10 protein-coding genes are annotated in these 14,331 nt (G+C 47.5%); 6 read left to right on the top strand and 4 right to left on the bottom strand.

From position 1 onward, the window contains the following. Positions 1 to 24 precede the first annotated feature (24 nt). On the bottom strand, positions 25 to 648 hold the full coding sequence (hflD, locus tag AC0KUT_RS11825) for a high frequency lysogenization protein HflD (protein WP_488830118.1): 624 nt from the start codon (positions 646 to 648) through the stop codon (positions 25 to 27). Positions 649 to 765: 117 nt separating this feature from the next. Then, positions 766 to 1,866 carry a tRNA 2-thiouridine(34) synthase MnmA gene (gene mnmA, locus AC0KUT_RS11820; protein ID WP_488830116.1) on the bottom strand — a complete coding sequence of 367 codons (1,101 nt, stop codon included), beginning with the start codon at positions 1,864 to 1,866 and terminating at the stop codon, positions 766 to 768. A 300-nt stretch (positions 1,867 to 2,166) separates the two neighbouring features. Between mnmA and AC0KUT_RS11815 the strand changes: the two genes are divergently transcribed. Further along, entirely contained in the window at positions 2,167 to 3,279 is a 1,113-nt protein-coding gene (locus tag AC0KUT_RS11815) for a hypothetical protein (RefSeq protein WP_488830115.1), read from the top strand. A gap of 121 nt (positions 3,280 to 3,400) precedes the next feature. Here AC0KUT_RS11815 and AC0KUT_RS11810 read toward each other — a convergent pair whose 3' ends face one another. Continuing rightward, positions 3,401 to 3,838 (bottom strand): NUDIX hydrolase, encoded by a 438-nt coding sequence (locus AC0KUT_RS11810; protein ID WP_488830113.1) that lies wholly within the window; start codon positions 3,836 to 3,838, stop codon positions 3,401 to 3,403. A 405-nt stretch (positions 3,839 to 4,243) separates the two neighbouring features. Between AC0KUT_RS11810 and AC0KUT_RS11805 the strand changes: the two genes are divergently transcribed. The 4 genes from AC0KUT_RS11805 (at position 4,244) to AC0KUT_RS11790 (ending at position 11,482) form a co-directional block, all read left to right on the top strand. Further along, positions 4,244 to 5,368 (top strand): efflux RND transporter periplasmic adaptor subunit, encoded by a 1,125-nt coding sequence (locus AC0KUT_RS11805; RefSeq protein ID WP_488830111.1) that lies wholly within the window; start codon positions 4,244 to 4,246, stop codon positions 5,366 to 5,368. Positions 5,369 to 5,457: 89 nt separating this feature from the next. Beyond that, positions 5,458 to 8,538, top strand: a complete 3,081-nt coding sequence (locus tag AC0KUT_RS11800) for an efflux RND transporter permease subunit (RefSeq protein WP_488830109.1) — start codon at positions 5,458 to 5,460, stop codon at positions 8,536 to 8,538. 89 nt (positions 8,539 to 8,627) lie between these two features. Continuing rightward, a complete protein-coding gene (gene apbC, locus AC0KUT_RS11795) occupies positions 8,628 to 9,731 on the top strand; it encodes an iron-sulfur cluster carrier protein ApbC (RefSeq protein WP_488835738.1) in 1,104 nt (367 codons plus the stop codon). A gap of 98 nt (positions 9,732 to 9,829) precedes the next feature. After that, a complete protein-coding gene (locus tag AC0KUT_RS11790; RefSeq protein WP_488830108.1) occupies positions 9,830 to 11,482 on the top strand; it encodes a PQQ-dependent sugar dehydrogenase in 1,653 nt (550 codons plus the stop codon). Positions 11,483 to 11,566: 84 nt separating this feature from the next. Here the strand turns inward: AC0KUT_RS11790 and AC0KUT_RS11785 are convergent, their stop codons facing one another. Beyond that, positions 11,567 to 12,829 (bottom strand): glycosyl hydrolase, encoded by a 1,263-nt coding sequence (locus AC0KUT_RS11785; protein ID WP_488830106.1) that lies wholly within the window; start codon positions 12,827 to 12,829, stop codon positions 11,567 to 11,569. Positions 12,830 to 13,173: 344 nt separating this feature from the next. Here AC0KUT_RS11785 and prfB point away from each other — a divergent pair. Beyond that, positions 13,174 to 14,269 (top strand): peptide chain release factor 2 gene (prfB, locus tag AC0KUT_RS11780; protein WP_488830105.1). Its coding sequence is split into 2 segments (ribosomal slippage): positions 13,174 to 13,245 and positions 13,247 to 14,269, totalling 1,095 coding nucleotides; the frame shifts between segments, so codons are not numbered across the junction. The last annotated feature ends 62 nt before the right edge of the window (positions 14,270 to 14,331 follow it).

Raw genomic sequence — 14,331 nt, 5'->3', positions numbered from 1 at the left:
TCGGTGTGCTAAAGCCGAAAATTGCTACATGCGACGCAATAGTTCATCGACCTGGTAACTGAGCTGTTTACGGTTTAAGAGCAGCTGCCAGCGATTGCCGCCAACTTGACGCCAGAGCATTGCCGAGCGCACAGCGCTAAGCAGCAATGCGCGAATTTGGTTGGCGATACGTTGCTGCTGCAAGTAATTGTAGTCGCCGTTTACTTGAATGCGAAAACGAAAAGTGCTGAGTGTTTCGCTGTAAAGGCCGCCCATATTGCCTATAACATTTTCATGAAGACTGTCAAAGTGTGCAGCTTGTTGGCTTATTTGTGTGAGACGGCTGCCTATGACCTTGAGCATGTCTTTGCGCCCAGTGAGCTTTTTTTGTAAGTGCAGTACGCCTAAACCATAGCGTAGTGTGTCACGCTGTTTTTGTGAGTTGGGCTGTAATAGTTCGCGCATGGTTTCTAAACCTACCCGCAAGTTGGCAGTGGTATTGCCATATACATCAAGCGTATTAGCTGGGTCCATATTGAGAATGCTTTCAATGGAACACTTGTAGGCTTCGGGTGGTACATAACCGGTTTTGGCGAGTTGCTCCACTAGCGCTGTCGCTTGAAAAATGCCGGCGAGGGCGAGGGTAATGTCTTGCCAGTTTTTACTCACAGTATTTCTCTTTTTAAAGTGTTTTTAAGCTGAATGTTTAATGCTGTTCGGTTCAGTACACATTATTGAATGAAATGTTGCTGTTGCTGGATGTTGGTTGTGATGAATGCCAAGCCTTTACCGATTATCAGTTGCCTCAATCACAGCGCCACCTAAGCAAATATCATCTTGATAGAAAACAACAGACTGCCCAGGAGTAATGGCTCGTTGCGGTTCGTCAAAGAGTACCGCGAGTTTGCCGTCACCCATTAGCGTTACGCGGCAAGCTTGGTCAGCTTGTCTATAGCGATTTTTTGCCATGCAACGGAATTCGTTGGTGGCGGGTTCGCCGTTGATCCAATGAGCTTGTTGTGCGATGAGGTGATTGGTGAACAGCAGCGGATGCTCAGTACCCTGCACGACCACTAGCACATTGCGGGTTAAATCCTTTTGTGCGACGAACCAAGGTTCTTCGTTGCCGCCTTTGACTCCACCGATTCCCAAGCCTTGGCGTTGGCCAATGGTGTGGTACATCAGCCCCGCATGCGCACCAATCACTGTACCGTCGGGTGTTTGAATTTCGCCCGGTTGTGCTGGCAAATACTGCTGTAAAAAATCTTTGAAGCGGCGTTCGCCAATAAAGCAAATGCCTGTGCTGTCTTTTTTGTTGTGGGTGATAAGACCGTGCTCTTCAGCAATGCGGCGCACCTCGGGCTTTTCCAGTTCGCCTACAGGGAAAAGGGACTTGGCAAATTCTGCTTCACCCACGGCATGGAGAAAGTAACTCTGGTCTTTGTTGGGGTCTAGTCCCTTTAATAGCATGCTGTGGCCTGCGCGATCTGCGCGGCGCACATAGTGGCCAGTGGCAATAAGCTCGCCGCCCAGCATGCTGGCGTACTCTAAAAAAACTTTGAATTTGATTTCGCGGTTACAGAGTATGTCGGGGTTGGGTGTGCGCCCCGCTTTATACTCTGCAAGGAAGTGCTCAAAGACGTTATCCCAGTATTCGGCGGCAAAGTTGGCGGTATGAAGCTTTATACCGATTTTTTCACACACGCGCTCCGCATCGGCCAAATCGGCCTTGGCAGTGCAGTAGTCGGTGCCGTCATCTTCATCCCAGTTCTTCATGAACAGGCCTTCAACCTCGTAGCCTTGTTGCTTAAGTAGCAGGGCAGATACGGAGGAATCAACACCGCCGGACATGCCGACAATAACAAGCGGTTTGGAACTGGTGGACATAGGCTAAGACTACTGGGGGATAAATGAGGCGGGCATTTTACCCGTCTTTGGACCCTCTTATACAGCCTTTTTAGCCTTGAGGCAGGTAATTGGCGTGAGTTTTTGTGTTAACAAAGGTGGGTAAAAGTGCGACTTTTGTCACAGACTGGTTGAATTCTTGCGAATTGGCGCGGGTAAAAATCTGATTTGAGTGAGGTTTGACGTCCATTTGTTAAGATGCCGACCGCCTCAGTTTGGAGGTGGCTTTCTTCAATGCGTCCCCCCTTAGGTGGGTCTAAAATTTATTCAAGGATTTCAACAATGAAAAAAATGGGCTTTTTACTGGGAGTATTTCTAGTTGTGTTGGCCGGTTGTTCTGCTAAGCCAGCACCGGTGGATACTACTCCACTGAATCCAACCGTTATGTTGACGGCTAAAACAGTCATTAATGGCTATGTATTCCCCGATAACACGGGAACGCAAACTGTTTACACCCGCGCAACCCTGCGTCGAATTGATACTAAGATTGATTTTGATAATTGGCTGGCACGCAAAACCTTTGGCAATGTTAATGATACGCTGATAGGGCTCACTGAGAAGAACTTGTCTTGGCGTATCAATCACCAACAAAAAAATTATATCGAATGCCCTTTGTACGGGTGTTCAAACAACATCTGGAAGAGTTTAACCCAAGCCGAAGACGATGAAGATCAAGAGGAGTCATTTGAAGCGAATACGCCTGAAAATTGCCCTATGACCTCCAAAACCCAGTTTGATGTGGTCGATAAAAAAGTGTCGCGCGATATCAACGGTTTTCCTGCGAATCAATATCAACTGCAATGGACCGTGACCAATACTGACAAAGCAGGCCGCAAAGATGAGCATAAAATTCTGATGGATTTTTGGATGACACAGCCCACTGAATCGATGAAAGAGGGCTGGAAAATACACGGTCAATTCCAAGATAATTATCTGCGTGTAGTTGGGGCTAACGACTCAATACTTGGGCAAATGCTCGGTCAAAAAGTCTACAAGTCCTTGGCTGCCCTAAGCGGCGATATTGAAAAAACCGATGATATGACGCTGTTGAATGGCAAGTTGGCTGCGCTTAAGGGCTACCCAGTGTCGATTAAGTTGGAATGGTTTATGAGCAATAGCAATACCTGTCCTGAATTGGTTGCGCAACGAGAGGCTGCTCAGGAATCAAGCTCAACGCCGGATATCGATTTCAAAGACCCCGTGGGTTCACTGGGTAATTTGGCTGGTGGTTTCTTAAAGAAAAAGGCCAAAACGGCTATGAAGAAAAAGTTTGAACGCGACCCCAATAAACCCATGATTCGCTATATTTACGACGTGACTTCAGTCGGCGTAGAAGAGAAGCATGACAGTGTATTTATGGTGCCAGTAAACTATAAATTGACGAATAGACAGTAAGTACAGTGCTGGAAAAACGGTTTGCGCCATAGGCGTGTAGCCGTTTTCACGGCCTGACAAAAAAGCCGCCAAAATCAATTTTGGCGGCTTTTTTCGTTTTCCGTACTATCACTGGGTCAGTCTAGCCAACAACATCTAAGGGGAAGCGGCGGCCTGCGAGGTATTCTTCGATGATTTGTAAGGTCATGGGGCTGCGCAGTTGATCTTTGCGTTCTACTAACTCTGCATGACTGAGCCACACTGCCTCGATAATGCCGGTATCCAATGGCAGAGCGGGGTTGTGGCTTATGGTTTTAGCGATAAAAGTGGTACGACAATAAGTGATGCCATTACTTGGCGCGGTGTACAGGTTCACGCCGACCACACCCGTGAGGCTGACCGTCCAGCCGGTTTCTTCTAAGGTTTCACGGAGTGCAGCGGTCTGCAGTGTTTCATTCGGCTCTAGGTGCCCCGCGGGTTGGTTGTAAACCTTCCGGCCATCGGCTTCTTCATACACCATTAAAAAGCGATTATCGCGTTCTACTATAGTGGCTACAGTTACATGGGGCGCCCAGCTCATGGCAATTCCTTATTGGTCAGGAGTTTTTGTGGCGTGCATTATCTCCGAGTCTCTTTTCTTCGTATAGATGTGGATTGCTACTGCCAGTATCTGACACTTGTCAGGTCATAATGAGCGCCTAGCCATGATGATTGTCATGAATCGGTTGTAAGCATGGGTTAGTAGTTGGTCTGAGGCCGTTAACCCCTTATGATGCCACCGACCACATGGTCTGTAGACTGGACAACGGCCCTAAATTAAGGTCTACTCTGTTACAAATTGTGACAAAAGTCGGTATTTGTTTGTGAGGGGGTTATGCAACAATTTCCCCGTCTGATTCAAGGAGCATGAACCCTGCGAGCCTAAGTCTCCAAATGTGCCCTTCAGCTTTATTCCTGTTTTCTTACTACTAATGGTTCTTCGATTATGAACAATGTGAAATCAATCGGTATTGCAGTCGCAAGCCTTATCGGGATTGTGTTGCTTGTTGGCGGCATCAAGGGCGGGCAAATTGCCGCCATGGTTCAAGCGGGGGAGAACACTCCGGTACCTTCGGAGACCGTGAGTACCTTTACGGCCGAAGAGCAGCATTGGCCCAATTCCTTTAGCTCTATGGGCACTGTTGAGGCCTCTGAGGGGATTGTGATCTCTGCTGAAGTGGCGGGTAAGGTGCAAACTATTAACTTCAAATCAGGCGAGCAAGTTAAAAAAGGCACCGTTATTTTGGTGCAAGAATCTGGTAACGAAAAAGCGCAGCTGAGTGCGGCTGAAGCGCGTTTGCGCTTAACAAAATCGAGCCATGAGCGCTTAGTGCAGTTGCGCAAAACCAACTCGGTATCGCAAAACGATTTGGACACGGCAGTTCAACAAATGGAATCTGCGCAAGGCGATGTGGATAACCTGAAAACCACTCTTGAGAAAAAAGTTGTGCGCGCGCCCTTTAATGGTCGTCTCGGCATCCGCAAAGTAGATTTGGGTGAAGACTTACAAGTAGGCGGCGAAATTGTTTCACTGCAAGCCACTAACAGTGTACGGGTTAATTTCCCTGTGCCGCAATTTTGGCTAGTACAAATGTCGCGTGGCTTACCGGTGAGCATTAATGTCGGTGACGGTTCTGATGCGGTTATGGCGGGTGAAATCACCGCAATCGCTGCAGAAATTAGCCCTGTTACGCGCAGTGCGATTGTGCAATCTTATTTGAACAACGATAAAAACCAATTGATTCCTGGCATGGCAGTAGAGACAACAGTAACCCTGTCGGAGCCACAAGCTGTTTTGGCAGTACCGAGCACGGCGGTTATTTATGCCCCCTTTGGCGATACCGTTTTTATCATTGAGCCAGGTGAGCAAGCGGGCAGCTTTAAGGCGCGCCAACAATTTGTGCGCTTAGGTAAGTCGCGCGGCGATTTTGTAGAAGTTGTTGAAGGCTTAAAGGCGGGTGATGTCGTTGCAGCAGCAGGTGCATTTAAACTCTTAAATGGCCAGAAAGTAATGATCGGCGAAAAACCTATGCCCGAGTTTAAATTGGACCCAGCCCCCGCTGATAGTTAAGCGAAGGATTACATCAAGCATTCATTAGGTTGCGCCCTCATTGCGGCGCAACACACCTCTTAATCCATAAGCTGCCACGAGCCTAACTTATGAAATTTACCGATATTTTTATTAAGCGCCCGGTACTCGCCATAGTGGTGAGCCTGCTTATTTTAATTCTAGGGATTCAGGCGGGGTCGAACTTAACGGTTCGTCAATACCCGCGCAGTGATATCTCCGTCATTATTATTAATACTGTTTATGTGGGTGCCAACGCCGAATTAGTGCGTGGCTTTATTACAACACCGATTGAGCGTGCTATAGCCTCAGCAGGCGGTATTGATTACATCGAATCACAAAGTGCTATGGGTAGCTCTACGGTGACAGCGCACTTGCGTTTGAACTATGACCCACTCAAGGCCATGACGGAAATTTCCGCCAAAGTAAATCAGGTGCGTGGCGATCTGCCGCCAGAAGCGGAAGTTCCCGCTATACGCATTGAGGCGGCAGATTCGCAATTTGCCGCTGCTTATTTGAGTTTTAGCTCTGAAATACTCGGTCAAAATCAAATCACTGAGTTTCTAACCCGTTCAGTACAGCCGCGCTTAACGGCGGTAGCCGGTGTGCAAAAAGCCGATGTATTAGGTGGAAGAACCTTTGCGATGCGCATTTGGCTGAAGCCTGAACGCATGGCTGCGCTTAATGTGACGCCGGTGCAAGTGCGCGCGGCGCTAGCGGCGAATAATGTGCAGGCAGCCGTAGGGCAAACACGCGGTAGTTATACCCAAGTCAATTTGCGCGCCGATACTGATTTAAAAAATGTGGACGATTTTAAACGCTTGGTCATTCGCAACTCAGCAGAGGGAACGATTCGTCTTAGCGACATTGCTGATGTGGCCTTGGGTGCAGAAAATTACGACGTAGTGGTGAACTACTCCGGCGATACCGCGGTATTTATGGGAGTGTGGGTTGCCCCCAATGCCAACGCGCTGGATGTGATGAAAGCCGTTAATAAAGAAATGAAAGCGATTCAAGCTGAGTTGCCGAGTGGATTGTCCGGTACGGTTGCTTATGATTCTACTCAGTATATTGATGCAGCTATCCATGAAGTCATTAAGACACTGAGTGAAACTCTCTTAATTATTGTCATCGTAATTTTTCTGTTTCTTGGTTTTAGCCGCTCAATCATTATTCCCGTATTGGCTATCCCCCTGTCCTTGGTGGGCGCGCTCTTTATTATGCAGGTTTGCGGTTTCTCACTGAATTTGATTACGCTGTTGTCGATTGTGCTCTGCGTGGGTTTAGTGGTGGACGATGCCATCGTCATGGTGGAAAACATCGAGCGTCATATTCAAGATGGAATGAAACCTTTCAGGGCGGCAATAGTGTCAGCGCGCGAGCTTGCAGGGCCTATTTTGGCCATGACAGTTACACTTGCGTCGGTTTATATTCCAATCGGCTTACAGGGTGGTTTGATTGGCTCACTGTTTCGCGAATTTGCAATTACCCTTGCCGGTGCAGTAACGATTTCTGCCATTGTTGCCATCACACTTTCACCGATGCTTGGCTCACGCATGCTTAAGCCGCATACGGGTTTGAAGGCCCCGCTTGAAAAACCTTTTGAACGCTTCCGTGAGTGGTATAGCCGTAAGCTGGGTGCGAGTTTAGAAAATCGTACTGGCGTTTATATTTTTTGGGTGGGTATAACACTGCTGTGTATTCCGCTCTATAGCATGTCACCTAAAGAGTTGGCACCAACGGAAGATCAGGGTGTTATTTTTGGCATAGTGGATTCCCAAGCTAACTCGACGGTCGATCAAGCATCGTTTTACGGTAAGCAAGTGAATGAAGCCTTCATGAGCATTCCTGAAACAGACTTTACCTTTCAGCTAACCTTTCCTACCGGTGGCTTTTCGGGGATGGTGACTAAACCATGGGCAGAACGCGACCGCGATGTGTTTCAAATTATGCCGGAAGTGCAACAAAAATTGGCGGCAGTTTCGGGTGTAAGAATTCTACCCATCACGCCACCTGCATTACCCGGTGGTGGTCAATTCCCGGTTGAGTTTGTATTAGCGTCTACGGCAGATGTGAAAGAGATTTACGATTACGCCTTAAAGGTTCAAGAGATTATGGCGAAGTCTGGCAAGTTTTATTTCCAAACTCTGGATGTAAAAGTGGACCAGCCTGATTACAAATTAACGATTGACCGTGAAAAAGTTGCTGATCTCGGTTTGGATTTACGCACAGTCACCAATGATGTAGGTACATTGTTAGGTGGGGGTTATGTCAACCGTTTTAATATGGCAGGGCAGAGCTATAAGGTAATTCCTCAGGTGAAGCGTGTAGAGCGCTTAACACCTGATGATCTTGCGAGTCTTTATGTGACGGGTCCGGAAGGTACTTTAATTCGTCTGGACCAAGTTGCCAGCATGAGCCACAGTACTGAGCCGCGCTCTATCAATCGTATGCAGCAATTGAATGCCGTGAAAATTAGTGGTGTTCCGGGTGTGCCGCTAGGCGAAGCCTTGGCGTTTCTTGAGCAGGAAACCCGTAAAATCTTGCCTAAAAGTTACACCATTGATTACACCGGCGAGTCGCGCCAGCTGGTTCGTGAGGGCAACACCTTCCTGCCTGCATTTATAATGGCGATTGTGATGATCTTTTTGGTATTGGCGGCACAATACAACAGCTTCCGTGACCCCTTGGTTATTTTGGCCGGTTCTGTCCCCTTAGCCATGTTTGGTGCTTTGTTATTTACCTTTTGGAAAATTCCAATGCCGATTCCCTTCTTTACCGATGGATTTACCAGCACGCTTAATATTTACTCACAAGTTGGCTTGGTAACACTCATGGGGCTGATCGCTCGTAACGGGATTTTGGTGGTGGAATTTGCCAATAAATTGCAAGAGCAGGGCACGGCAAAATTAGATGCAATTCGCGAAGCTTCGACACTGCGTTTGCGTCCGGTAATGATGACCAGTGTAGCCACCATTGCGGGCCATACACCGTTGATATTTGCGGCAGGTGCAGGTGCAGAGGCGCGTAATTCGATTGGTATAGTGCTGGTGTTGGGCATGACAATCGGGACTTTCTTTACCCTGTTTGTCTTGCCATCGGTCTATATGCTGCTAGCAAAGGATCATCAACATGATCACGATGACCTAGATGCTTTAGCTGAAGCAGACTAAGTCAAACGTGAAGTGAAAAAGGGTGCCCTTGGGCACCCTTTTTTGTTAGGGTGCGCGCAGGTATTTTTAAGCTACTCAACGGGAGATTAATCGTGACTGTTTTAGGTGTTGCTGATGTAGAGGCCGTATTGGCTCAGGTAATAGAGCCGACCCTTGGGCGCGATCTCATGTGTTTAGGGGTGGTAGAGCAAATTAAGATTAATGGCGCTGAAGTGTATGTCGCCATTAAGCTGGGTTACCCTGCCCAAAGTATCAGTGCGTCTTTGGCTGAAGCAATTAATGAAGCTCTTTTGGCGCTGGATACAATTGAAGATTTGTCTGTTGATATAGATTGGGCGGTTGCGGCAAACAGCGCCGCAAACTCTCAGCAGGCGATTACTGGCGTGAAAAATATTATTGCGGTGGCGTCCGGTAAAGGTGGGGTAGGCAAGTCGACGACAGCGGTTAACTTGGCCTTGGCGCTAGCGGTTGAAGGTGCGCGCGTAGGTATTCTCGATGCGGATATTTATGGCCCGAGCCAGCCGCAGATGTTAGGTATTGGTCAGCGTCGCCCCGATGTGGTGGGTGAGCAGGGCAAGCAGCAAATGTTGCCGATTAGCGCTCATGGTATTCAGTCTATCTCTATGGGTTATTTGGTTACCGAAGAGACTCCCGTTATGTGGCGCGGCCCTATGGTGAGCGGTGCGTTGCAACAGCTGCTCATGCAAACTCGCTGGGATAATCTCGATTATTTAATTATTGACATGCCGCCGGGTACGGGCGACATCCAAATTACACTGGCCCAAAAAGTGCCAGTGACAGGCTCGGTAGTGGTGACTACTCCGCAAGATATTGCCTTGCTGGATGCAAAAAAAGGCATAGAGATGTTTCGTAAAGTAAATGTGCCAGTGCTTGGTGTGATTGAAAATATGGCGCTCCACACTTGCTCCAATTGTGGGCATGAAGAGCATATTTTCGGCGCAGGTGGCGGTGCACGTATTGCACAGGATTATCAAACAGAATTGCTGGGCTCTCTGCCGCTGGACCTATCAATTCGCGCTGATGCAGATCGTGGCGTACCCTCGGTAGCGGCTGATGCGGAATCAAATGTGAGCCAGTTGTATCGTACTATAGCGCGCAAATTGGCCGCGAACTTATGGCTGCACAATCTCGCTGCTCAGGCTATGCCTGATATTGAAATATCAGATGACTAGGTGTTCAGTCGTTTGAATTTGGAGGCCCGATGAGCATGGCTCTTCGGGTTTTTTACCTTTTGTGGGTGTAATTTTTTAAAAGTGGTAGAAGGAGTTTTATGTTTCAGATCTCGCTCGTTAAATATCTTAAACGTGAATTTGTTGTAACTGCCATCTTGGTGGCGTCATTACTGTTTTCGAGTTCATTTATCTATGCGGGTTCATACCAACCCCTAAAAACACTATGCGATGGTTTTGCGCAATTACCAGTGGTTACTCAAGCTGATACTTGCTTGGGGTTAGTGGTGAAACGTGATGCAACGAATGGTTTGCGTATGCCGCGCAGCTTGGTGCAAACACCTGATGGTAAGTTATTGATTCTCGATATGGGTGGGTGGTCGCCTAAGCAGGGGAAATTACTGTTGTTAGATTATCCTCAAAAAAGCACTGAGCTAAAAATTTTACGCACTGGCTTAAATTTACCACACAAAATTTTGATCGGCCCTTTGGGGAAGATCTATTTTAGTGAAGCTAACCGTATTTCTCGTTTTGAATGGGAAAATGGTGAAATGGTTAATCAGCAGGTTGTGATAGATGGACTGCCTTTTGCGACGGAGTATTTGCATCCACTCAAAAACTTCACTTTTGATAGGAGGGGGAATTTGCTGGTAAATATTGGCAGTTCGTCGGATCGCTGCGCCAAAAAGGCGACCTTAACGAATTGTATGGATGGCACTGAAGCCAGTATTCGCCGGTATAGTTATGCGGCCAAAACCGATAGTTATGGAGCGGATTTTGAAATTATAGGGCGGGGTTTACGCAACTCTATGGCGCTGGTTGTGCACTCATCAGGAACTATTTTACAGGCAGAGAATAGTATTGATTTACCTGATGCTGATGAGCCTTATGAAGAACTTAACATTATTGATGGTGGTAAGTTTTACGGTTGGCCGTTGTGCTATAACCATCACGTCAGCTTAGCGGGTGGTGAGTGCAACGCGGAGAATTACCAAGGGCCCTGGACCTTGCTGCCGCCGCATGCGGCTCCCTTGGATATGCTGTATTACACCCATGCAAAATTGCCGAACTTACACAATCGACTACTGATGAGCTGGCATGGTTATCGAATTGTGGGTAACCGCTTAGTCAGTTATGAGGTGGATACAAAAGGCCGCCCCCTGTTGCAGGAGCGTGCGTATTTTTGGCGTGCACCGACAGTATCTGAGGGTGAATACACCAAACATTTATTCAATCCAAAAGGTGGGTTTTATTCTGTCTCTGTAACAAATAAGGCGACGCAAAAAGACAGAGCAGGTGATGCGTCTAATTATGTTGCACAGCATCAAGAAGTTATTTCTCAATGGAATGAAATTGAAGGGGTGCGACCAGAGGGGGCGCCTGTGGGTTTAACTCAGGCGCAAGATGGAAGTTTGTTTATTGTTGATGATCGCAATGCCGCCATTTTGCGGCTGTCGACAGGTGACCCTTATCAGCCTCAGAAAGTATTAGCACAAAAGCCAGTAACTATTGCATCTGTGGTGCCGCCCGCGGCAGTTAATGCTGTTTTGCAGCAGCATTGCGCCAGTTGTCACAATGAATTGCAGCAGCCTACAAATATGTTGCTCAGCTCGGCTCGTTGGTTGGCGAAGCAGGAAGGTAAAACATTAATGGAACAAAAAATCTTCGAAGAAAAGCTGCGACCTATGCCGCTTAATGGACATTTAACTGCGCAAGAAAAGGAGGTATTGATCAGTTGGCTTAAGGGGCTTTAATTATTGAAGAGGGTAGAGGCCTCAACGTTAATCCCCCTCGCGATGAGGGGGGTTATTGGTTTCGCTTGGTCTTATCGAGCGCACTTAAAACGTTGGTAATTCATCCAATGTGATCACATCATTGTGATTGTAAACCTTGGTTTTATGGGCATTGGTGTTGTAATACTCGCCCGTCCAAAAGTTGCCAGAGTCTGTAACGCCTGCAGCGGTGTCACTGTCATTCCACACCATAAACCACAACCATTGGGCCTTGTCAGTCGCCATATTGTCAGGGTCAGGTATGTTACTGTTTTCACTCATTGCCACCATTTTGGGTGAATCTGAGTAGGCTGTTGCTGCATTGAACAGGCTAATTTGCGAGCCGTATCGCTTCGCGCCGTCATAAACATCTTGGCTCACAATATCGACATAAGCATCGCCAGGGTACCAAGATTTTTTCTGTCCATTCCAAACCCAAATTAAATTGTGCAAACCATGGGTATTAGTAAGGCGATCATAAAGGTGACGCCACAATAGAACTTGCGCTTGTGCAGGATCTACTCCGTCGGTACGAGCGCGGCCCCACCAAAACCAGCCTCCTTGATCATTGCCTGACGCTTCGTGCAGTGGGCGCCAGAGCACAGGTACACCTGCAGTCTGTAGCGTTTTTAATTCAGCCGCGATAATGTCTATATCGGTATTCATTTGGGTATATGCGGCACTACTGGTATCGAGGGCGCCGTTTACAACCGGAATTTTAAAGGTTGATTTGTTGGTATAAAACTCTGTAGTCGCGCGGCTTGGGTCGCGCCAATGCCAGCACAGTGAAACCAATCCACCGCGATTCCAATGGGTAATTGCCTCTTCTGTTTGTTGATAGCCTGAACCGCCCCAACTGCGGGTGTAATTCATAAAGTCGTAACCCATAACTGCCGGCGCTTTACCTGTGTCATCGGCAACCCGTTGATACATATCAATTGCATCTTGCCAAGTGAGATCTTGCTGGCCGGAGAGCGTTTTCTTGCCCCAAATAGAGCGTAAGTAGTCGTAAACCGCTTGCGTTTTAGCGCTGGCATTTGGATCGATTAATTTTGCGTTAATCGCGTTGCCGAGGCTTGCGGCAGAGCTGCTGGCTGCCGTGCTTGATAAGGGCGTGGAGCTAGGCAGTGCACTACTACTGGAAAGGGGGGGGGGGCTTGAGGGAGCAATACTTGAAACTGCCACAGTGCTAGATGCAGCTAAAGAGCTCGCTATGGGCGTAGAAGATTTGTTGGGTTGTGGTGTTGATCCGCCACCACCGCAAGCGCTAAGTATTAGGCTTAAGCTGAGGCAGCTAATACTTTTAATGGTCAGTGTTAAATATGACATTTTCACTCCAAGATTATTATTGATCACTTAATGGGCAGTTTGGCTGAGGGAATGATACTACGTTCGATGTGCCTTGTAATCGATTACATGTGTCATCAAATGTAAAGACAATCTTGAGTGTAGAAGTGTTTCTGCTATTGCGGCGTTTAGTGATCATCATATTCACGGTAAAAAACATGGATAATTCGACTCTAGCCTAAAGATGAGTGCATCTATCTATTGCGTCATTACTGGCGTGTTATTTCTGTTGCGTGATTTGGCCTCCTTGCCCTTCTCATGTAGAATGCGCGCCTCGCATTTTCTTGCCCTGTTGGGCGTCAACTCTATAGAAATTAAACCAGATCATGGAAATTAACCCCCTATTAAATGCATTAAAAGACCTCACTGAGCGCACCAATGTGCTTAGGGGGTATCTTTGACTACGCGACTAAGCAAGAGCGCTTAGCGGAAGTTGAGCTAGAACTTGGTGAGGCAGATGTATGGGAGAAGCCCGAGCGTGCCCAGGCCCTAGGTCGCGAGCGTGCATCACTTGAAAACGTAGTGAAAACCATCGACGATTTGGGTGCGGGCGTAAGCGATTGCCGCGAATTGCTCGATATGGCAGTAGAAGAGAATGACGAAGCTAGTGTGGCGGATGTTCAAGCTGAAATTACGCGCTTAGACGAACAGCTACAAGAGTTAGAGTTTCGCCGCATGTTTTCGGGTGAAATGGACCCTAACAATGCATATCTTGATATTCAGTCAGGTTCTGGCGGCACCGAAGCGCAAGATTGGGCCGAAATTGTGTTGCGCATGTATTTGCGTTGGGGCGAAGCGAAAGGTTTTAAAACTACTCTTGAAGAATGTTCTGAAGGTGATGTTGCGGGTATTAAGAGCGCGACTATTCGCTACGAAGGTGAATACGCCTTTGGTTGGCTACGCACTGAAACGGGTGTTCATCGCCTAGTGCGCAAATCACCCTTTGACTCAGGTAACCGTCGTCACACATCATTTTGCTCGGTTTTCGTATCCCCTGAAATTGACGATGACATTGAAATTGATATCAACCCATCAGATCTACGCATAGACACCTATCGCGCGAGCGGTGCCGGTGGTCAGCACATTAACAAAACTGACTCAGCGGTGCGGATCACCCATATCCCCACCAATATTGTGGTGCAGTGCCAGAATGAACGCTCGCAACACGCGAATCGTGATCAAGCTTATAAAATGCTGCGTGCAAAAATGTACGAGCACGAAATGCAAAAGCGCAATGCCGAAAAGCAAGCGCTTGAAGATAGCAAATCTGATATTGGCTGGGGCAGTCAAATTCGCTCCTACGTATTGGATGATTCACGCATTAAAGATTTGCGCACCAATGTGCAAACGAGCAATTGCCAAGCCGTGTTAGACGGTGCCCTCGATCAATTTATGGTTGAGAGTTTAAAGGCTGGTTTGTAAGCCCTAAGGGCAAATTGAATTAACTACTTTTTACCGTTATTTTTCATTTCACCTTTATAAAA

The sequence above is a fragment of the Cellvibrio sp. 25HG11W-0 genome, assembly GCF_057815475.1.
This window is presented reverse-complemented; position numbering and strand designations above follow the sequence as displayed.